This window comes from Stenotrophomonas sp. HITSZ_GD (assembly GCF_029543105.1).
Lineage (GTDB): Bacteria > Pseudomonadota > Gammaproteobacteria > Xanthomonadales > Xanthomonadaceae > Stenotrophomonas_A.
This window is the reverse complement of sequence record NZ_JARQXB010000009.1, coordinates 16,338-35,948: the sequence shown is the minus strand read 5'-3', so window position 1 is coordinate 35,948 and position 19,611 is coordinate 16,338. Positions and strand designations below refer to the sequence as shown.

The window sequence follows — 19,611 nt, the reverse complement described above, 5'->3', positions numbered from 1 at the left end:
CTGCATGCTCGCCGAGTGGCGGCGCGAGGGCAAGCGGGGGCGCACCTCACGCGTGCCCGCCCACCGAAGGCGTCTGCTGCTCCAGCACCTCCAGCTCGCGCGCCAGCGCTTCCGGCGAACGGGTGAACGGCGCGATCAGCGAATAGAACGCCGGCACCACGTACAGCGACAGCAGCGTGGACAGCGAGACGCCGAAGATCACCACCACGCCGATCGTGGCGCGGCTCGCCGAGCCCGGTCCACCGGCCAGCACCAGCGGGATCGCGCCCACCACCGTGGCGATGGAGGTCATCAGGATCGGCCGCAGGCGCACCGAGGCCGATTCGACGATCGCCTCGTGCACGCTGCGCCCTTCGTCGCGCAGCTGGTTGGCGAACTCCACGATCAGGATGCCGTTCTTCGCCGCCAGGCCCACCAGCATCACGATGCCGATCTGGCTGAAGAGGTTGAGCGTGCCGTTCGTCGCCCACAGGCCCACCAGCGCGCCCAGCACCGCCAGCGGCACGGTGAGCATGATGACCAGCGGGTGGGCGAAGCTCTCGAACTGCGCGGCCAGCACCAGGTACACCACCAGCAGCGCCATGGCGAAAGTCAGCAGCACCGCACTGCCGGACTTCTGGTATTCGCGCGATTCGCCCTTCCAGTCGACCTGCGCATACTCGGGCAGTTCTTCCTGGGCGATGCGCTCGGTCCAGGCGATCGCATCGCCCAGGCTGTAGCCCGGCGCCAGGCTCGCGCTCAGCGTCACCGAACGCAGGCGGTTGAAGCGGTTCAAGGTGCCGGCCTCGGCCACCTCGCTCAAGCTCACCAGGTTGGAGAGCGGAATCAGCTCGCCGCTGCTGGAACGGACGCGGATCGCCGCCAGGTCCTCCGGCGACATGCGGCCCTCGCGGCCGGATTGCAGCATCACGTCGTATTCCTCGCCGTTGTCGACGAAGGTGGTGACGCGGCGCGAGCCCATCAGCGTTTCCAGTGCGCCGCCGATCTCGGTGACCGACACGCCCAGGTCGGCCGCGCGCAGGCGGTCGATGTTCACCCGCATCTGCGGTCGGGTTTCCTTGTAGTCCGAATCCACGCCCACCAGGCCGGGGTTCTCTTCCATGCGCTGCATCATGCGGTCGCGCCACTGCGCCAGCTCGGCGTAGTCCGGGCCGCCCAGCACCATCTGGAACGGCTGGCCGCGGCTGCGCACCAGGCCGCCGCTGACCTGCGTGCGCGCACGCACGCCGGTGAGCACGGCGAGCTTCTTCTGGATCTCGTCGGCCAGCGCCACGGTCGGCTGCTCGCGCTGGTGCCAGTCCTGCAGGAACACGCTGACGCGGCCGGTATGCATTTCCTCGCTGCTGCCGAAACCGCCCGGCACGCGCGGGTTGGCGCGCACGATGGGCTTGTCCGGGCCGATGTACGGCGCCAGGATCGCCTCCACCTGGTGCATCTGCCCCACGGTGTAGTCGAAACCGGCGCCCTCGGGGCCGTCGATCATCACCTGGAAATTGCCGCGGTCCTCGGCCGGCGCCAGTTCGGAAGGAATGCGCGTGGCCAGCCAGCCACTGAGCAGGAAGGCGGCCAGCATCACCGCGCCGAACACCCAGCTGCGGTCCACGCTGCGCTCCAGCGAGCGCTTGTAGCCCTGGCTCAGCCGCTCCATGCGGGTGTTGAACCAGTGGTGGAAACGGTTGGGCTTCTCCTTGTCGTGTGGCTTGAGCAGCTTGGAGGACATCATCGGCGTCAGCGTCAGCGCGACGAAGGCCGAGATCGCCACCGCCGCGGCCAACGCCACCGCCAGCTCGCGGAACAGCCGCCCGGTATTGCCTTCCAGGAAACCCACCGGCAGGAACACCGCCACCAGCACCGCGGTAGTGGCGATCACCGCGAAAGCCACCTGCGCGGTGCCGCGGCGCGCGGCGACCAGCGGCGGTTCGCCCAAATCGATGCGGCGCTGGATGTTCTCCACCACCACGATGGCGTCATCCACCACCAGGCCGATGCACAGCACCAGCGCGAGCAGGGTCAGCAGGTTGATCGAGAAATCGAACGCGTACAGCGCGATGAATGCGGCGATCAAACACACCGGCACCGTCACCGCCGGGATCAGCGCCGCGCGGGCGCTGCCCAGGAACAGCCATATCACCACCAGCACCAGCACCACCGCCTCGACCAGCGTGTGGTACACGCGCTCCACGGAGGCATCGATGAAGGTGGTGGTATCGAAGGCGACGAAAATGTTGGTGCCGGCCGGCAGCGACTTCTGGATGCGCTCGGCCTCCGCGCGCGCCTCGCGTGCCACGTCCAGCGCGTTGGCGGTGGAATTGCGCACAATGCCCAGGCCGACGTTGGGCACGCCGTTGCTCTGGAAATAGGCGCGGCGCTCGGCCGAGGTGAGCTCCACCTTGCCCACGTCGCCCAGCCGCACCACGTAGCCGTCGCGGCCCTTGCCCAGCGGCAGGCGGGCGAAGTCTTCCGGCTTGAGGTAGCTGCGCTCCACGCGCAGGGTGAAATCGCGCTGCGCCGATTCGATGCTGCCCGCCGGCAGCTCGACGTTCTCCTTCTCCAGCGCCGCTTCCACGTCGCTCACCGTCATGCCGCGCGCGGCGAGCTGGTCGCGGTCCAGCCAGATGCGCATCGCATAGCGCTGGCGGCCGCCGATGCGCACCTGCGCCACGCCATCCAGGCTGGAGAAGCGGTCGACGATGTAGCGCTCGGCGTAGTCGGACAGCTGCAGCGTGTCCATCACGCTGGAGCTCATGTTCAGCCACAGGATCGGGTCGGCGTCGGCCTCGACCTTGGAAATCTCCGGCGGCCGCGCCTGGTCGGGCATGCGGTCGGTGACGCGGCTCACCGCATCGCGCACGTCGTTGGCCGCGGCCTCCACGTCGCGCGTGGGCACGAACTCGATGCTGATGTCCGAGCTGCCGTTGCGGCTGCGCGCCTCGATGGTCTCGATGCCCTCGATGCCGGCCAGGGCATCTTCCAGCACCTGGGTGATGCGGCTTTCCACCACCGCCGCCGAAGCGCCGGTGTACTCCACGTCCACCGAGACGATGGGCGGGTCGATGGCCGGCAACTCGCGCAGCGTCAGCCGGGTGAAGGACATCACGCCGAGCACGACGAGCAGCAGGCTCATCACCACCGCCAGCACCGGGCGGGTGATGGAGATATCGGAAAGTTTCATCGCGCGGCCTGCGGACGCGGCGCGGCGGCGCCGGCGGCTTCACCGCGCACCTTCAGGCCCGGGCGCAGCTTGCCAGTGCCGTCCACCACGATGCGCTCGCCCGCCTGGATGCCGTCGAGGATCTCGACCTTGCCGTCGCGGCGCTCGCCGGTGCGCACGTCCACGCGCTCCACGCTGTCGTCGGCCTTCACCCGGTACACGAACGATTCCCGCCCGACCTGCACCACGGCGATCTCCGGGATCACCAGTGCCTGGCGCTCCGGCTGGTACAGGCGCACATCCAGCAGCATGCCCGGGCGCAGGCGCCGCTCGGGGTTGGCGAAGTCCGCGCGCACGGTCACCGCGCGGGTGTTCTCGTCCACGCGCGAATCGATCGCCGAGACCTCGCCGCGGAAACGCTCACCCGGGAAGGCCGCCGCCACGCCGCTGACCTCGTTGCCCAGGCGCACCAGGCCCAATTGGGCTTCCGGCACCTGGAAATCGACGTGCATGCGCTCGATGTCGTCGAGCGTGGCGATCACCGTGCTCGAAGTCACCAGCGAGCCGGGGCTGATCTGGCGGATGCCGAGCACGCCGGCGAACGGCGCGCGCACTTCGCGGTCGCCGATGTCCGAACGCATCTGCGCCACGCGGGCCATCGCCGCGTCGCGCAGCGCGCGCTGGGTATCCAGGGTGGACTTGGCGACGAGCTGCTGGCCGATCAGCTCCTGCTGGCGGCGATACAACTGGTCGGCCTCCTCGAAGGTCGCCTGCGCGGCGTTGAGCGCAGCCTGCTGCGAGTTGCCGCGCAGGGTCACCAGCAACTGGCCCGCCTTCACCGCGTCGCCGCTCTCGAAATACACCTTCTCCACCACGTCGCTCACCGCCGCGGTCAGCGCCACCGACTCGCGCGCGCGCACCGTGGCGATGGACTGCACGGTGGTGTTCCAGGGCTGGGTGGAAACCGTCTGCACGGTCACCGGGATCGGGGCGGCGGCGGCGGCCGAGGGAGCGGGCCGGTCGCAGCCGGCCAGGGTCGTGGCCAGCACGGCCAGGCTCGCGGCTACCGCGCCCGCGCGGAATCGGGAAAGCATCAATCAGGGGTCCTGCCAAGGGATATCCCGAGTGTAACGACACCGGATGACAGGCGTTGACAACGCAGCCCGAAGGGCCCCATGACCAACGACCCTTGCCGCCAGGCAAAAGCCCTGGCGGCCCCGGTCAGCGCTCGATATCCAGGTGCGCCAGCACCTGCCGCGCCAGCGCCTCGGCGTTGTCGCCATCGGCCAGCAGGTGCAGTTCGGGCGCCTCGGGGGCCTCGTAGGGCGAATCGATGCCGGTGAAGTTCGGGATCAGGCCGGCGCGCGCCTTGGCATATAAACCCTTCACGTCGCGTGCCTCGGCCACCGCCAGCGGCACGTCGACGAACACCTCCACGAACTCGCCCGGCGCGAAGCGCTCGCGCGCCATGCGCCGCTCGGCGCGGAACGGGGAGATGAAGCTGACCAGCACGATGAGCCCGGCATCGGCCATCAGCCGCGCCACTTCGGCCACGCGGCGGATGTTCTCCACGCGGTCCTCGTCGGTGAAACCGAGGTCGCGGTTGAGGCCGTGGCGCACGTTGTCGCCGTCCAGGATGAAGGTGTGGTAGCCCAGCGCGTGCAGGCGCCGGTCCACCAGGTTGGCCACGGTGGACTTGCCCGCGCCCGACAGGCCGGTGAACCACAGCACCTTCGGCGCCTGGCCCTTGATCCGCGCACGCGCGGCGTTGTCCACGTCCAGGTGCTGCCAATGCACGTTGCCGGCGCGGCGCAGCGCGAAGTCCAGCGTGCCGGCGCCCACGGTGGCGTTGGTCTGGCGGTCGATCAGGATGAACGCGCCCAGTTCGCGCTCGCGCGCATACGGGGCGAAGGCGACCGGCTCGTCCAGCGCCAGGTTGCAGTAGCCGACCTCGTTGAGCGCCAGGCGCTTGGCGGCCAGCGGCTCCTGCGTGTTCACGTCGATGCGGTGCTTGATCTCGCTTACGCTGGCGGCCACGGTGCGCGCGCCGATCTTCAGCCAGTACGGGCGGCCGGGCAGCAGCGCCGCGTCGTCCAGCCACAGCAGGTGCGCGGCGAACTGGTCGGCCACCTCGGGCGGATCGCCGGCGGCGGCGATGACATCGCCCCGGCTGACGTCGATTTCGTCTTCCAGCGTCAGCGTCGCCGCCTGGCCGGCGCGCGCGTGCTGCACGTCGCCATCCGGGCCGATGACGCGCGCGATGCGCGAGCGTCGTCCGGAGGGCAGCACCACCACTGCATCGCCGGGCCGCGCATGGCCGGCGCTCAGCGTGCCGGCGAACCCGCGGAAGCCCTGGTGCGGCCGGTTCACCCACTGCACCGGCAGGCGCAGGGCGAGCGTGCCGTCGCTGTCCGGCAGCGGCACGGTTTCCAGGTGTTCGAGCAGGCTCGGGCCGGCGTACCACGGCATGTGCGTGGAGCGCGTGGACAGGTTGTCCCCTTCCAGCGCCGAGAGCGGGATCGCCTGCACCGAGGCCAGCCCCAGCTGCGCGGCCAGCGCGCGGTAGTCGGCCTGGATGGCGTCGAATACCGCCTGGTCGTAGCCCACCAGGTCCATCTTGTTCACCGCCAGCACGATGCGGCCGATGCCCAGCAGCGAGGCGATGAAGCTGTGTCTGCGGGTCTGCGGCAGCAGGCCCTTGCGCGCATCCACCAGCACCACCGCCAGGTCCGCAGTGGACGCACCGGTGGCCATGTTGCGGGTGTACTGCTCGTGGCCGGGGCAGTCGGCGACGATGAACTTGCGCCGGTCCGTATCGAAGTAGCGGTAGGCCACGTCGATGGTGATGCCCTGCTCGCGCTCGGCGGCCAGGCCATCGAGCAGCAGCGCGTAGTCGATGTTCTGCCCCTGCGTGCCGTGGCGGCGGCTGTCGCGCTCCAGCGCGGCGAGTTGGTCGTCGAACAGGCGCTTGCTGTCGTAGAGCAGGCGGCCGATCAGGGTGCTCTTGCCGTCGTCCACGCTGCCGCAGGTGATGAAGCGCAGCAGCGGTTTGGTCTCGTGGCGCTGCAGGTAGGCGGCGATCTGCTCGCCCGCCGGTTGCGCGGCGGCCTGCGCGGCGGGGCTGGCTTCAAGAGTGGCCGGGTCGCGTGCCATCAGAAGTACCCCTCCAGCTTCTTCTTTTCCATCGACTCGCTCGGGTCCTGGTCGATCACCCGGCCCTGCCGTTCGGAACTGGTCGCCACCAGCATCTCGGCGATGATCGCTTCCAGGCTGTCGGCGGTGGATTCGATCGCGCCGGTCAGCGGGTAGCAGCCCAGCGTGCGGAAACGCACCGAACGCAGTTGCGGCACTTCGCCTTCGCGCAGCGGCAGACGCTCGTCGTCCACCAGGATCAGCGCACCGTCGCGCTCCACCACCGGGCGCGGGGCGGCGAAGTACAGCGGCACCACCGGGATCGCCTCGCGGTAGATGTAGAGCCAGATATCCAGCTCGGTCCAGTTCGACAGCGGGAACACGCGCACGCTCTCGCCGGCGTGCACGCGGGTGTTGTACAGGTTCCACAGCTCCGGGCGCTGGTTCTTCGGGTCCCAGCGGTGGCGCTCGTTGCGGAAAGAGAACACGCGCTCCTTGGCGCGCGATTTCTCCTCGTCGCGGCGCGCCCCGCCGATGGCCGCGTCGAACTTCCACTGCTCCAGCGCCTGCTTCAGGCCCTGGGTCTTCATGATGTCGGTATGCACGGCGGCGCCGTGGCTGATCGGGCCAACGTTCTGGGCGACGCCGTCGGGGTTGATGTGCACGCGCAGTTCCACGCCGGTCTCGGCGGCACGGCGGTCGCGGAAGGCGATCATCTCGCGGAACTTCCAGCGCGTGTCCACGTGCAGCAGCGGGATCGGCGGCGGCGCCGGGGCGAAGGCCTTCAGCAGCAGGTGCAGCAGCACCGAGCTGTCCTTGCCCACCGAATACAGCAGCACCGGGTTGGCGAAGCCCGCCGCGACCTCGCGCAGGATATGGATGCTTTCGGCCTCGAGCCGGTCGAGGTGGGACAGGGGTGGAAGACTCATTGCCGCCAGGTATCGGAGTGGCCGGTCAAGCCTACACCGACCGGGAGAGGCGCAGTCTGGGGTGGCGCGGCCCACGCGCAGAAATAAGCGGCGGGCATAAGGCGATAACCCCTGCTCCTTTCTGTCGCCGCAAGGCCTTGCCTAGCATCGGATTCCCCACCCCAGACACCGGACCGGGAATGACCGCCGTCAGCCCTGCCTTGCCCCCCAGTCCCCTCCCGGAGGAGCGGCGGGCGCTGCTGACGCGGCTGGTGGAGGGGCTCGACGCGCCCTCGCTGTGGTGGCTGTCCGGTTATGCGGCCGGGCTGGCGCAGGGCCACGCGGCGCCGCCCTCGCTGGCCCTGGTGCCGGGCGGCGCCACGGCCGGCGAACGCGGCGAAGAGCGCCGCCTGACCGTGCTCTACGGCAGCCAGACCGGCAACGCGCGCCGCGCCGCCGAGCGGCTGGTGGCCGATGCCGAAGCCGCCGGCCTGCGCGTGCGCCTGCAGCGCGCCGATACCTATCCCACCCGCGAGCTGGCCAGCGAGCGCCTGCTGTACCTGGTGATCAGCACCCAGGGCGAAGGCGACCCGCCAGACGACGCCATCGGGCTGGTCGAATTCATCCAGGGCCGCCGCGCGCCCAAGCTGCCGGAGCTGAAGTACGCCGTGCTCGGGCTGGGCGATTCCAGTTACGCGGATTTCTGCGGCATCGCGCGCCGCCTCGACGCGCGGCTGGCCGAACTCGGCGCGCAGCGCGTGCGCCCCCTGGCCGAGGCCGACCTGGATATCGACAGCGTCGCCCAGCCCTGGCGCGAGGACGTGCTGCGCGAAGCGCGCGAGCAACTGGCCAGCGTGCCGGCGGCCGGGGCCAAGGTCACCCCGCTGCGCGGCCCGGCGCCGAACGCGGCCGACCACGCCCACCCGTTCGCCGCCGAAGTGCTGGCCAACCAGGTCATCAGCGGCCGCGACTTCAAGGGCCCGGCCTATCGCCAGCATGGCGTGGCGTCCAAGCGCGTGCGCCACCTGGAACTGTCGCTGGCCGGCAGCGGCCTGCACTACGAACCCGGCGATGCGCTCGGGTTCCGCCATCGCAACCCCGACGCACTGGTCGCCCCGCTGCTCGATGTCCTGCAACTGGACGGTCATGCCGACGTCACCGTGGCCGAGCAGACTCTGCCGCTGTCGGAGTGGCTCGCTGCCCACCGCGAACTGACCAAGCTGTCGCGGCCGTTCCTGGCCGCGCATGCCGAACGGTCTGGCGCGGCGGAACTGCGCGAACTGCTCGCCCCTACCCAGACTGCCGGCCTGGCGACGCTGCTCGCCGACCACCAGGTGATCGACGTGTTGCGTCGCTGGCCGGCGGATTGGGACCACGCGGGCCTGCTGGCCGCGCTGCGGCCGCTGGCGCCGCGGCTGTATTCCATCGCTTCCAGCCGCCGCCGCGTGGGCGAAGAGGTCCACCTCACGGTGGACGAGTTGGAATACCACGCGCATGGCCATGCCCATGTCGGCTCGGCCAGCGCCTTCCTCGCCGCGCTGGCCGAAGGCGATACCGCGCAGGTGTACGTGGAGCCGAACGAGCGCTTCCGCGTGCCGGCCGACGACGCGCGCGACATCCTGATGATCGGCCCCGGCACCGGGGTGGCGCCGTTCCGCGGCTTCGTGCAGGAGCGCGCCGAGCGCGGCGCGCGCGGGCGCAACTGGCTGTTCTTCGGTGCACGCCACTTCAACCGCGATTTCCTCTACCAGGCCGAGTGGCAGCAAGCGCTGGCGCGTGGTGAGCTGCACGAGCTGGACCTGGCGTTCTCGCGCGACCAGGCGCAGAAGATCTACGTGCAGCACCGGTTGCGCCAGCGCGGGCGCGAGGTCTACGGGTGGCTGCGCGAAGGCGCGCACGTGTACGTGTGCGGCGCGATCTCGATGGGCAAGGACGTGCACGCCGCGCTGGTGGACATCGTCGCCGAGCACGGCGGGCTCGCGCCCGAGGCGGCCGCCGAATTCGTCACCTCGTTGCAGAAGGAGGGGCGCTACAGCCGGGATGTGTACTGACGGCCGAGCGCCGTTCGTCGCCCGCCTCCTTCCGCTGCCAGCCAGATCGCCATGAGCACGCATTCCGTCGAAGACATCAAATCCGCCAGCCGCCGGCTGCGCGGCTCGCTGCTGGAAAGCCTGGCCGACCCGGTCACCGGCGCCCTGCGCGAGGATGACCAGACCCTCATCAAGTACCACGGCAGCTACCAGCAGGACGACCGCGACCTGCGCGACGAGCGCCGCCGGCAGAAGCTTGAGCCGGCCTACCAGTTCATGATCCGCACGCGCACGCCCGGCGGCGTGGTCACGCCGCAGCAGTGGCTGCAACTGGACGCCATCGCCACGCGCTACGGCAACCACTCGCTGCGCGTCACCACGCGGCAGGCGTTCCAGTTCCATGGCGTGATCAAGCGCGAGCTGAAGGCGACGATGCAGGCGATCAACGCCGCGTTGATCGACACGCTCGCCGCCTGCGGCGACGTCAACCGCAACGTGCTGGTGGCGGCCAACCCGCTGCGCTCGCCCGTGCATGCGCAGCTGTACGCCGATGCCGCGCGCACCTCCGAACACCTGCTGCCCAGCACCCGGGCCTATTACGAGATATGGCTGGACGAGGAGCGCGTGTCGTCCAGTGGCGAGGAAGACGAGCCGATCTACGGCGAGCGCTACCTGCCGCGCAAGTTCAAGATCGGCTTCGCGCTGCCGCCCATCAACGATGTGGACGTATTCGCCAATGACCTGGGCTTCGTCGGCACGGTGGACGAAGGCGTGCTGACCGGCTACCACCTGGTCATCGGCGGCGGCATGGGCGCCACGCATGGCGATGCGGAGACGTGGCCACGCGTGGGCAACGTGGTCGGCTGGTTCCCGCGCGAGCAGCTGCTGGACATCGCCACCGCCGTGGTGACCACGCAGCGCGACTTCGGCAACCGCGAGGTGCGCAAGCGCGCGCGCTTCAAGTACACCATCGACGACAAGGGGCTGGATTTCATCGTCGCGGAGATCCAGCGCCGCGCCGGCCTGGCGCTCGCCCCGGCGCGCGGCTTCGCCTTCGAGCACAACGGCGACCGCTATGGCTGGGTGGAGGGCGAGGACGGCCGCTGGCACCTGACGCTCTCGCTGCCGGCCGGCCGCATCGCCGATGCCGATGGCCGCACCGCGTTGAGCGGCCTGCGCGAGATCGCGCGCTTCCACCAGGGCGAGTTCCGGCTCACGCCGAACCAGAACCTGGTCATCGCCGGCGTGCCGGCCACGCAGCGCGCGCGTATCGATGCGCTGGTCGAAGAACACGGGCTGGACGCCGGCAATCGCGCGCCGAGCGCGCTGGCGCGGGGGGCGATGGCGTGCGTGGCGCTGCCGACCTGCGGGCTGGCGATGGCCGAGGCCGAACGCTACCTGCCCGACTTCAATGCCAAGCTGCAACCGCTGCTGGAAACCCACGGCCTGGCCGAGGCGCCCATCGTGCTGCGCCTGTCCGGCTGCCCGAATGGCTGCTCGCGCCCCTACCTCGCCGAGATCGCGCTGGTGGGCAAGGCCCCGGGCCGCTACAACCTGATGCTCGGCGGCGACCACCGCGGCCAGCGGCTCAACACGCTCTACCGCGAGAACATCACCGAGGCGGAGATCCTCGCCGCGCTCGATCCGCTGTTCGCCCGTTACGCGGCCGAGCGCACCGAGGCCGAAGGCTTCGGGGATTTCCTGCACCGCGCCGGCGTGGTCGCACTGCCGTCGTATCCCACCCATCGCCAAGTCCAACTGGAACTCGTATGACCGCCCTGCCCGCCACCTCGGCCAAGCTCGACGCACTGCAAGACCTCGACGCCCTCAATGCGCGTCTGGCGCGATGCAGCGCGCAGGAGCGCGTGGCCTGGGCACTGGCGAACGGGCCGGCGGAAGCGGCGCTGTCCTCCAGCTTCGGCGCGCAATCGGCGGTCGCGCTGCACATGCTGAGCCGGCAGAAGCCGGACATCCCGGTGATCCTTATCGACACCGGCTACCTGTTCCCGGAAACCTACCGCTTCGCCGACGAACTGACCGAGCGCCTGCAGCTCAACCTCAAGGTCTTCCGCCCGCTGGTCAGCCGGGCGTGGATGGAGGCACGACACGGGCGGTTGTGGGAACAGGGCGTGGTCGGCATCGAGCAGTACAACAGCCTGCGCAAGGTGGAGCCGATGCGGCGGGCGCTGGACGAATTGAACGTGGGCACGTGGTTCACCGGGCTGCGCCGCCAGCAATCGGCCAGCCGGGCACAGACGCCGATCGTCCAGCAGCGCGGCGACCGCTACAAGGTCAGCCCGATCGCCGACTGGAGCGACCGCGATGTGTGGGGCTACCTGAAGGCGCACGACCTGCCCTACCACCCGCTGTGGGAGCAGGGCTACGTGTCGATCGGCGATTTCCACACCACGCGGCGCTGGGAACCGGGGATGCGCGAGGAAGACACGCGCTTCTTCGGGCTCAAGCGCGAATGCGGCATCCACGAGGACCTCTAGCCTCGCCACGGCCCGGCGCTCAGGCGCGGGCCAGGCCGAGGAAGCGCGCCGCGCGCGGCCAGCGCCGCAGCCACAGCCACTCGATCGCGCGCACCAGCAGCAGGCTCAGCCCGAACAGCGGCAGGAACACGCCGAGCAGCACGATCAACGCGAACGCGCCCAGTGCCAGCCGCGAGCGTTCCCCCGGCGGCGGCGCGCCGAGGTGCCCGGGCGTGCGCCGGCGCCACCACAGCAGCACCGCGCTGACGCACACCAGGCTCAAGCCCGTGGCGGTGAACAGGCCGAGCAACTGGTTCGGCCAGCCGAACAGCTGCCCCTCGTGCGCGGCCACGCCGACGCCCACCATGCGGTCGATCAACGGCCGCTGGGCGAAGTCCACGCGATCGACCACCGCGCCGTCGGCATCGAAGGCCAGGTTCACCCGCTGCGTGCGGTCGCCGGCCTCCGAGCGCAGTTTCCAGCGTCCACCCGGATGGTCCGGCGGCGACAGCAGCGCCGGCGGCGCCAGCGCCAGCGATTTCGCGCGCGGCAGCAAGCGATCCATCTGCGCGTAGGCGTCGGCCGGCGGCGGCGCCATCGCGCCACCGGGCATCGCCATGCCCGCGTGCATCGCATGCGCCTGCCCCTCCGCCTCGCGCCGCTGCGCCGCCAATGCCTGGCGACGGCCGACGGTCCAGTCCTGGCGCACCTCGTGGCCGGCCGCCAGCTCCCGCGCCTGCTTCAGCAAGCCGCCCCAGTTCTGGCTCCACGGCAAGCCGGAGACGATCAGGAACAGCGCGAACAACGAGACCCACACGCCGCTCACCGCATGCAGGTCGCGCCAGAACAGGCGGCCCTGCCGGCCCAGGCGCGGATACAGCACGCCGCCGGCGCCGCGCCAATGGCGCGGCCACCACAGCGCCAGCCCGGTGAGCAGCATCGCCACGCCCCAGCACGCGGCCAGCTCCACCAGCATCGAGCCGGCACGGCCCATCAGCAGTTCGCCGTGCAGGTAGAAAAGCACGCGCATCGGCCGGCGGTTCTCGTCCACCTTGCCGAGCACCCGCAGCGTGCGCGGGTCGACATAGACGCGCCACAGCCGTGCATCGTGGGCCACGAGGACGCGCGCGGCCTGGCCACGCGCGGTCGGCAACTCGTAGGCGTTGAGGGTGCCGCCCGGCACCGCCGCCAGCGCCGCGGCCACCTGCGCCGAGGGCGCGGCGAGCGGGCCGCGCACGGGGAGGTGGTCGTAGTCGCGATCCAGCCAGGCTTCGATCTGCGGCTTGAACAGGTAGAGCGAGCCAGTCAGTGCCAGCCACAACACCAGCGGCACGCAAAACAGGCCGGCATAGAAGTGCCAGCGCCACAACGTGCGGTAGCGCGGCCAGCGACGTCGGTCGAGGGACGGGTCCATGCTCAGTACCGGTAGCGCAGTTCGGCGCTCCACGTCCGCCCGGGATACGGGTGGTAGACGTAGTAGCGCTCATTGGTGAAGTTGTCCACGCCCAGCGACAGGTTCAAGCCCGCCAGCAGCACGAACTCGGTGCGTGCATCGAACACGAGGTAGCGGCTGGTGCCGCCGAAGGTATCCGGATGGACATCGCGCTCGTCGAGCGAGTTGTACTGCCGTCCGGAGTAGCGCCCCCCGAGCGATGCGCGCAGCCACGGCGTGATGCGGTAACTGGCGAGCAGGTCGGCGCGGAATTCCGGGATGCGGTAGAACGCCTTGCCCACCGTCGCTGGATTGCGCCGGTTCTCCATCGTCACCGCGTGGTTCCAGGCCACGCTGGCGACGAGGTCCAGGCCCGGCAGCCCGACATCGCGCGCGTCCCATGCCGCCTCCGCGCCGAGCGTGCGCACGCGGTCCACGTTCTGGATGCGGGTGACATTGGGGAACACGGTGGTATCGGTCTGCGAGAACAGGGTGTCGCGCACGTCGTCCTCGTACAGCGACAGGCGCAGGCTGCCCTGCGCCAGCGCGCGCTCGAGGGTCAGGTCCTTGGAGAACGCATCTTCCGGCTGCAGGTTCGGATCGCTGTTGACGATGCTCGTGCCGCTCAGGCTGCCCTGGAACAGCTCGCTCACCGTCGGCCAGCGCAGCGCGCGCGCCAGCGACAGGCGCGCGCTCCAGCCCGCATCGAGCTGCCGCGACAACGACAGCTTCGGCGAGAAGCCGTCATCGCGCCGCGCGGGATAGTAGGCCGCGCCCTGCGCATCGCGGCGCACGCCCCCGTCGGCGCGCCACTGCTCCCAACGCAGGCCGGACACCAGCAGCCACCCCGCGCCCCAGCGCCACTCGTCCTGCACGTACAGCGCGCCGGTGCGGGTGTTGCCGGCAAACGCGCCCTGCAGGGCCTGCGGTGCGCCGTGGCGCCAGTCGTCGGTGCGCCACAGCGTGCTGTCCAGCCGGTAGCGGTCGGCATGCGCGCCTGCACTCAGGCGGTGCGCGGCTTCGGCGCTGGCGGCAAAACCGGCTTCGGCGTCCACGCTGGTCCAGCCGCTGCCGTCGGCATCGCCGATCGTGCCGGGGCCCTCGCCGCTGCCGCTGGCCGTGCGGATGCGGTCACGCGGCGTCTCCAGCCGCGAGGCGGCAAACGAATAGCGCCAGCCACTGTCGCCGCCGGCACGCAGCGTGGCGCCGTACAGGCGACGTGCGCTGTCGCCATGGCCGGGCGCGAAGGCGTTGGCTGGCAATACGTAGCGCTGGCCGTCGATGGCGACCGTGCCCTGCGCGACCGTGCGCCCGTCGTCCGTGCGCAGCCAGCTGCCGACCGCGTTGTCCGCACGCTGGCGCCAATTCGCGAAGGAAACCGCCAGCTGCACGTCGTGGGCGACGTCGTAGGTCATGCGCAGCGCGAGCTGGTCGTTGCGCGTGTCGGTCGCGCCTTCGCTGTTGACGCCCATCAGCAGCGCGTCGCGGCCGAACGGGTCGCGGTAGGCCACCGCGCCGCGCACCGGCGTATCGGCGGCGGACGCGGGCGTGGTCGAACGCAGCGCGCTGTAGTAGCTGAGCGGATGGCTCTGGTTGTCCAGCCGGTCCAGCGACAGGCGCCAGGCGAACACGCCGTGGCGATCGCCCAGCTGCGCGTCGTCATGTCGCCCGTCGTAGGTGTCGTGCTGGCCGTATTCGCGGAAATCCTGGCGCAGGAACTGCACGCCGCCGCCGGCGGTAAAACGCTCGGGCATGCGCGTGTGCATCAGGATCGTCGCGCCCAGCGCGTTGCCGGGAAAGCGGGCCGAATACGGGCCGTAGAGCACGTCCACGCTGTCCAGGTCGCCCGGCGCGACCAGCGACCAGCGCGGCGCGAAGCTAAAATCCGAACCCAGCAGGTTGCTCAGCAACAGGCCGTCGGCATACACCAGCGTGCGCGCGGATTGCCGGTTGCTGGTGCCGCGCACCGCCACCAGCGCGTTGTTGTCGCCGGTGAAGCGCTTGCGCACCTGCAGGTTGGGGGCATAGCGCAGCGCATCCTCGCTGGTGGCGACGTTGATGCGGTCGATCTGCTGCGCGTCGATGCGTGCGCGCGGGGCGGGGCTGTCGGGCGCTTCGGCGGCCTCGGTGTCGGCGCGCACCTGGACGGCCTCCAGGCGCTGGATGCCGTCTTCAGCAGCGGCGTCGGCCGGCGCGGCGAGCGCCAGGCAGGGCAACAGGCAACACATCGCGACGGCGGGCGCGCACGGGCGCAGGCCGAGGCTCGCGCCCGGAGAAGGCGCAAGGAACAGGGACATGGGGAACTCCATGAAACACGACGGGACGCGACCGGCGGCGCCGGTGCGGGCGGTTCTTCCGTGTGGATCAGGCGTACAGCGGCGGCCCGCGCGCGGCGTGCGCGGGCCAGGCGAAAGCGGTGACGAAGGCGGCCGGGCGCGAGGCTTGCGGCCGGGTCGGCGCGCGCCACGCCAGCATCAGCACGAGGCAGGCGAACAGCGGCAGCAGGCGGATGGCCAGCAGGCAGTAGTCGCAGGCCGCCGCCTCGCCGCCATGCGCGGCGTGCCCATCGGGCGCATCCGGCCCCGGCAACGGGGCGGCGTGGCCGGCATGCGGGGAGACCGGCGGCGCCAGCGTGGCCAGGTCCACCCGCTGCATGCCGGCGCTGGTGCACAGCTCCACCAGCCGCGGCATGCCGGGCGACTGCAGCGCGCGGCTGAGCAGCGGCGCGCACAGCATCAGCACGACCGCCACCCAGGCGAGTCGGGACATCAGCGCATGCAGGGACCGGGAGCGGATCACCGGGCCATTCTAGCCGCCGGCTACCCGGCGCTCTCCGTGAAGACCCGGGGCGCGGCGGATTGTCGCATCCGCCCCGGGCAGGGCGATCAGCTGGTGATGGTCTGGGTCAGCGATTCCCAGGTCGGCGGCGCGGGCCAGTTCGGCGCCTGGTTGCCATCGAGCACCCGGCGCAGGTCGCGCTTGTCGATCTGCGGGGCCAGCACGTGGACTAGTTCCAGCGCGTAATCGCGCAGCACGCGGTCGCGCGGCAGCACCGCCCAGGCGATGCACTCGGCGATCGGCGCCGGTGCGGCCCAGGCACGCAGGTCGGTGTCGTCGCCCCCGATGGCCATCTCCGCCACCAGGCCCACGCCCAGGCCGGTCCGCACGTAGGTCTTGATGAGGTCGGCATCCAGCGCGGTGAGCGCGATGCGCGGCTCCAGCCCCACCTCGGCGAAGGCGCGCTGCAGCGAGGAGCCGGCGCGCGTGGAGGATTCGTAGCTGATCAGCGGCTGCGTGGCCAGCGCCTGCATGTCCGGCGCGCGGCCGCCGCGGTCCAGTTCGTGGCCGCGCGGCACGATCACCAGCCGGCGCCAGCGGTACAGCGGCACGGCGATGCCCGCGCTCGGCTCCCCGCCTGCGGTGCTGACCACGGCGATATCGGCATCGCCCTGGCTGAGCAGGTCCAGCGCGGCGCTCTCGGCCGCCTGCTGCAGGTGCACGCTCACCTGCGGGTAGGCGTGCTTGATCTGCGCCACCGCCGGCGGCAGCACGAAACGTGCCTGCGTGTGGGTGGTGGTCAGGGTGAGCTGGCCCTGCGCCTCGCGCCGCTGGTTGGCGGCGTAGGTGCGGATGTTGTTCGCCTCGGCCAGCACGGCGCGGGCGCGGTGGATCACCTCGCTGCCGGCCGGGGTCACGGTCTCCAGGCTGCGGCCCTTGCGCACGAACAGCAGAAAGCCCAGCTCGTCCTCCAGCTGCTTGAGCTGCTTGGACAGGCCCGGCTGGGTGGCGTGCACGCGCGCGGCCGCCAACGTGATGTTGAGCTCGGCGTCGGCAATGGCGACCAGGTAGCGGAGTTGCGTCAGCGTCATCGGGGCAATCGCGGCAGGCGTGGGAGGCGGCTGAACGAATGTACGGGAATCCGGAGGCCGAGCTTATAACCGACGGCTATTTAAAGGATGCATGAAGTCATTTCCGACGGCTATAAGCGGGGTTTACGGTCAGCCCTCCTCCCCGCCAGCGCGCCCTCGTGAGCCCTGCCCTGTTTCCCTTGTTCGCCGACATGCGTGGCCGACCGGTGCTGGTGGTCGGCGGCGGCGCGGTGGCCGAGCGCAAGGTGCAGGCCCTGCGCCACGCCGGCGCGAAGGTCCGGGTCGGCGCGCCCACGTTGACGGACGGCTTGCGCGAGGCGGCCGAACAAGGCGCCATCGAATGGTGGGCCGGCGTGTTCGAGCCGGGCTGGCTGCAGCCGCGCACCTGGCTGGTGATCGCCGCGACCGACGATCTGGCCGTCAACCAGGCCGTGGCCGCGACCGCCGAGGCGCGGGGCATCTTCGCCAACGTGGTGGACGATGCGGCGCTGTCCAGCTTCCAGGTGCCGGCGGTGGTGGAACGCGGTGCGCTGCAGGTGGCCATCTCCAGCGGTGGCGGTGCGCCGATGGTGGCGCGGCACCTGCGCCGCTGGCTGGAAAGCCTGCTCGACGACAGCTGGGGCGGGCTGGTGGCCCTGTTCACCCGCCAGCGCGCACGCATCCGCGACCGCTTCCCCGACACCGGCGCCCGCCGGCGGTTCTTCGAAGCCCAGCTCGCCGGCCCGCTGCCGCGCCTGCTGCGGCAGCGCCGCGAGGACGACGCGGCGCGCTATCTCGATAGCCAGCTTGCGCAGGCCACACCGCCGGCGCGCGGCGCGGTGGTGCTGGTCGGCGCGGGCGCGGGCGACCCGGGCCTGCTCACGCTCGCCGCGCTGCGCGCGCTCAACGAAGCCGACGTGATCCTCTACGACCGCCTGGTCAGCGGCCCGGTGCTGGCGCTGGCACGCCGCGATGCCGAGCGCATCGAGGTCGGCAAGTCCGCGCGCGGCCACAGCACCGCCCAGGAGCACATCCACGCGCTGATGCTGGAGCACGCCCGCGCCGGCCGCCGGGTGGTGCGGCTCAAGGGCGGCGATTCGTTCGTGTTCGGGCGTGGCGGCGAGGAACTGCAATTCCTGCGCGCGCACGACATCCCCTTCGAGGTGGTACCCGGCATCACCGCCGCGCTGGCCTGCGCCGCGTATGCCGGCGTGCCGCTTACCCATCGCGAACATGCGCAGTCGGTGCGCCTGGTCACCGCGCACTGCCGCGATTCGCTCGACACGCTGGACTGGCATGCGCTGGCGCGCGAACGCCAAACGCTGGCCTTCTACATGGGCGTGGCCGGGCTGGAGACGATCCAGGCCCGCCTGCTCGCCGGCGGCCGCGACGCCGCCACGCCCTTCGCGCTGGTGGAGAACGGCTCGCGCCCCGAGCAGCGCGTGCTCACTGGCCGGCTCGATGCGCTCGCCGCGTTGGCACGCCAGCATGAGGTGGCTTCGCCGGCGCTGTTGATCCTCGGCGAGGTCGCCGCGCTGGCGCACGAACTGCACTGGTTCGGGCAGGCGCCGCTCGGCGTGCCGCCCTCACTTTCCGCAAAGCCCGACGGCGCCACACTGGCGCACGCCGCCTGACCGCCTCCACGGAGATTCCCACATGGCCCTGTACGACAGCATCCTCGACACCGTCGGCCGCACGCCGATCGTCAAGCTCCACCGGATCGCGCCCGAGCACGTCACCCTCTACGCGAAGGTGGAATCCTTCAACCCGGGCGGCTCGGTGAAGGATCGCCTCGCGCTGGCCATCATCCTGGATGCCGAGCAGCGCGGCGTGCTCAAGCCCGGCGACACCATCGTGGAAGCCACCTCCGGCAACACCGGCGTGGCGCTGGCGATGGTCGCCGCCGCGCGCGGCTACAAGTTCGTCGCCACGATGGTGGAAACCTTCTCCATCGAGCGCCGCAAGCTGATGCGCGCCTATGGCGCGAAAGTTATCCTCACGCCCGCTGCCGAGCGCGGCAGCGGCATGGTGCGCAAGGCCAAGGAACTGGCCGAGCAGCACGGCTGGTTCCTCGCCAGCCAGTTCGCCAATCCGGCGAACCCGGCCTACCACCGCAACACCACGGCGGCGGAAATCCTGCGCGATTTCGCCGGCCATCGCCTGGACTACTTCGTCAGCGGCTGGGGCACCGGCGGCACGCTCACCGGCGTGGGCGAGGTGCTGAAGGTGGCGCGCCCGGAAACCCGGATCGTCGCCACGGAGCCGGCGGGCGCTTCGCTGCTCAAGGGCGACGAATGGAAGCCGCACAAGATCCAGGGCTGGACGCCGGACTTCGTGCCGGAAGTACTCAACCGCGAGGTCTACGACGAGCTGTACGCGGTCGGCGATGACCGCGCGATCGAGGTCGCGCGCCGCCTCGCGGCCGAGGAAGGCATTTTCGTCGGCATTTCCGCCGGTGCCACCGTGGCCACCGCGCTGGACGTGGCGGCCAAGGCCGCGCCGGGCTCGGTGCTGCTGGCCGTGCTGCCCGACACCGGCGAGCGCTACTTCAGCACGCCGCTGTTCGCCGACATCAACGAAGGCTCGGACGACGACTGGCTGGCCGGGCTGCCGTAAGCCGCTTCCACGCGCGATGA

13 protein-coding genes are annotated in these 19,611 nt (G+C 70.9%); 5 read left to right on the top strand and 8 right to left on the bottom strand.

Going from position 1 to position 19,611, the window contains the following annotated elements; all coding sequences use genetic code 11:
- Positions 1 to 46: 46 nt before the first annotated feature.
- From P6166_RS10440 to cysD, 4 genes are all read right to left on the bottom strand, one after another.
- A complete protein-coding gene (locus tag P6166_RS10440; RefSeq protein WP_277764401.1) occupies positions 47 to 3,172 on the bottom strand; it encodes an efflux RND transporter permease subunit in 3,126 nt (1,041 codons plus the stop codon).
- Positions 3,169 to 4,245 carry an efflux RND transporter periplasmic adaptor subunit gene (locus tag P6166_RS10435; protein ID WP_277764400.1) on the bottom strand — a complete coding sequence of 359 codons (1,077 nt, stop codon included), beginning with the start codon at positions 4,243 to 4,245 and terminating at the stop codon, positions 3,169 to 3,171. The genes P6166_RS10440 and P6166_RS10435 overlap by 4 nt, the downstream gene beginning before the upstream one ends.
- Before the next feature lie 127 nt (positions 4,246 to 4,372).
- Positions 4,373 to 6,304, bottom strand: a complete 1,932-nt coding sequence (cysN, locus tag P6166_RS10430) for a sulfate adenylyltransferase subunit CysN (protein ID WP_277764399.1) — start codon at positions 6,302 to 6,304, stop codon at positions 4,373 to 4,375.
- The gene (gene cysD / locus P6166_RS10425) at positions 6,304 to 7,212 is read right to left on the bottom strand and encodes a sulfate adenylyltransferase subunit CysD (protein ID WP_277764398.1); all 909 of its coding nucleotides are present in this window, start codon (positions 7,210 to 7,212) and stop codon (positions 6,304 to 6,306) included. The genes cysN and cysD overlap by 1 nt, the downstream gene beginning before the upstream one ends.
- Positions 7,213 to 7,391: 179 nt before the next feature.
- On the opposite strand from cysD, the gene P6166_RS10420 reads away from it, so the two are divergent.
- From P6166_RS10420 to P6166_RS10410, 3 genes are read left to right on the top strand one after another with little or no spacing between them, the layout of a single operon-like run.
- Positions 7,392 to 9,242 (top strand): assimilatory sulfite reductase (NADPH) flavoprotein subunit, encoded by a 1,851-nt coding sequence (locus P6166_RS10420; protein ID WP_277764397.1) that lies wholly within the window; start codon positions 7,392 to 7,394, stop codon positions 9,240 to 9,242.
- Positions 9,243 to 9,293: 51 nt separating this feature from the next.
- Complete coding sequence (cysI, locus tag P6166_RS10415; protein ID WP_277764396.1) at positions 9,294 to 10,994, top strand: assimilatory sulfite reductase (NADPH) hemoprotein subunit; 1,701 nt, start codon at positions 9,294 to 9,296, stop codon at positions 10,992 to 10,994.
- Entirely contained in the window at positions 10,991 to 11,716 is a 726-nt protein-coding gene (locus P6166_RS10410) for a phosphoadenylyl-sulfate reductase (protein WP_277764395.1), read from the top strand. Before cysI ends, P6166_RS10410 begins: the two co-directional genes overlap by 4 nt.
- A gap of 19 nt (positions 11,717 to 11,735) precedes the next feature.
- Here the strand turns inward: P6166_RS10410 and P6166_RS10405 are convergent, their stop codons facing one another.
- The 4 genes from P6166_RS10405 to P6166_RS10390 form a co-directional block, all read right to left on the bottom strand.
- Positions 11,736 to 13,109: a PepSY domain-containing protein gene (locus P6166_RS10405; RefSeq protein ID WP_277764394.1), complete on the bottom strand. Its 1,374-nt coding sequence runs from the start codon at positions 13,107 to 13,109 to the stop codon at positions 11,736 to 11,738.
- 2 nt (positions 13,110 to 13,111) lie between these two features.
- Positions 13,112 to 15,424, bottom strand: coding sequence for a TonB-dependent receptor (locus P6166_RS10400; protein ID WP_277764393.1), 2,313 nt, complete (start codon positions 15,422 to 15,424; stop codon positions 13,112 to 13,114).
- A 67-nt stretch (positions 15,425 to 15,491) separates the two neighbouring features.
- Positions 15,492 to 15,896: a DUF2946 family protein gene (locus tag P6166_RS10395; protein ID WP_277764392.1), complete on the bottom strand. Its 405-nt coding sequence runs from the start codon at positions 15,894 to 15,896 to the stop codon at positions 15,492 to 15,494.
- A 116-nt stretch (positions 15,897 to 16,012) separates the two neighbouring features.
- Positions 16,013 to 16,996: a LysR family transcriptional regulator gene (locus P6166_RS10390; protein ID WP_277764391.1), complete on the bottom strand. Its 984-nt coding sequence runs from the start codon at positions 16,994 to 16,996 to the stop codon at positions 16,013 to 16,015.
- 158 nt (positions 16,997 to 17,154) lie between these two features.
- On the opposite strand from P6166_RS10390, the gene cysG reads away from it, so the two are divergent.
- Together cysG and cysK are read left to right on the top strand one after the other, a co-directional pair.
- Positions 17,155 to 18,609, top strand: coding sequence for a siroheme synthase CysG (cysG, locus tag P6166_RS10385; protein ID WP_277764390.1), 1,455 nt, complete (start codon positions 17,155 to 17,157; stop codon positions 18,607 to 18,609).
- Positions 18,610 to 18,631: 22 nt separating this feature from the next.
- Complete coding sequence (gene cysK / locus P6166_RS10380; protein ID WP_277764389.1) at positions 18,632 to 19,591, top strand: cysteine synthase A; 960 nt, start codon at positions 18,632 to 18,634, stop codon at positions 19,589 to 19,591.
- Positions 19,592 to 19,611: the final 20 nt, after the last annotated feature.

Coding starts and splice junctions, on each gene's coding strand:
- P6166_RS10440 (WP_277764401.1), bottom strand. CDS start 3,172: ATGAAACTTTCCGATATCTCCATCACCCGCCCGGTGCTGGCGGTGGTG.
- P6166_RS10435 (WP_277764400.1), bottom strand. CDS start 4,245: ATGCTTTCCCGATTCCGCGCGGGCGCGGTAGCCGCGAGCCTGGCCGTG.
- cysN (WP_277764399.1), bottom strand. CDS start 6,304: ATGGCACGCGACCCGGCCACTCTTGAAGCCAGCCCCGCCGCGCAGGCC.
- cysD (WP_277764398.1), bottom strand. CDS start 7,212: ATGAGTCTTCCACCCCTGTCCCACCTCGACCGGCTCGAGGCCGAAAGC.
- P6166_RS10420 (WP_277764397.1), top strand. CDS start 7,392: ATGACCGCCGTCAGCCCTGCCTTGCCCCCCAGTCCCCTCCCGGAGGAG.
- cysI (WP_277764396.1), top strand. CDS start 9,294: ATGAGCACGCATTCCGTCGAAGACATCAAATCCGCCAGCCGCCGGCTG.
- P6166_RS10410 (WP_277764395.1), top strand. CDS start 10,991: ATGACCGCCCTGCCCGCCACCTCGGCCAAGCTCGACGCACTGCAAGAC.
- P6166_RS10405 (WP_277764394.1), bottom strand. CDS start 13,109: ATGGACCCGTCCCTCGACCGACGTCGCTGGCCGCGCTACCGCACGTTG.
- P6166_RS10400 (WP_277764393.1), bottom strand. CDS start 15,424: ATGTCCCTGTTCCTTGCGCCTTCTCCGGGCGCGAGCCTCGGCCTGCGC.
- P6166_RS10395 (WP_277764392.1), bottom strand. CDS start 15,896: ATGTCCCGACTCGCCTGGGTGGCGGTCGTGCTGATGCTGTGCGCGCCG.
- P6166_RS10390 (WP_277764391.1), bottom strand. CDS start 16,996: ATGACGCTGACGCAACTCCGCTACCTGGTCGCCATTGCCGACGCCGAG.
- cysK (WP_277764389.1), top strand. CDS start 18,632: ATGGCCCTGTACGACAGCATCCTCGACACCGTCGGCCGCACGCCGATC.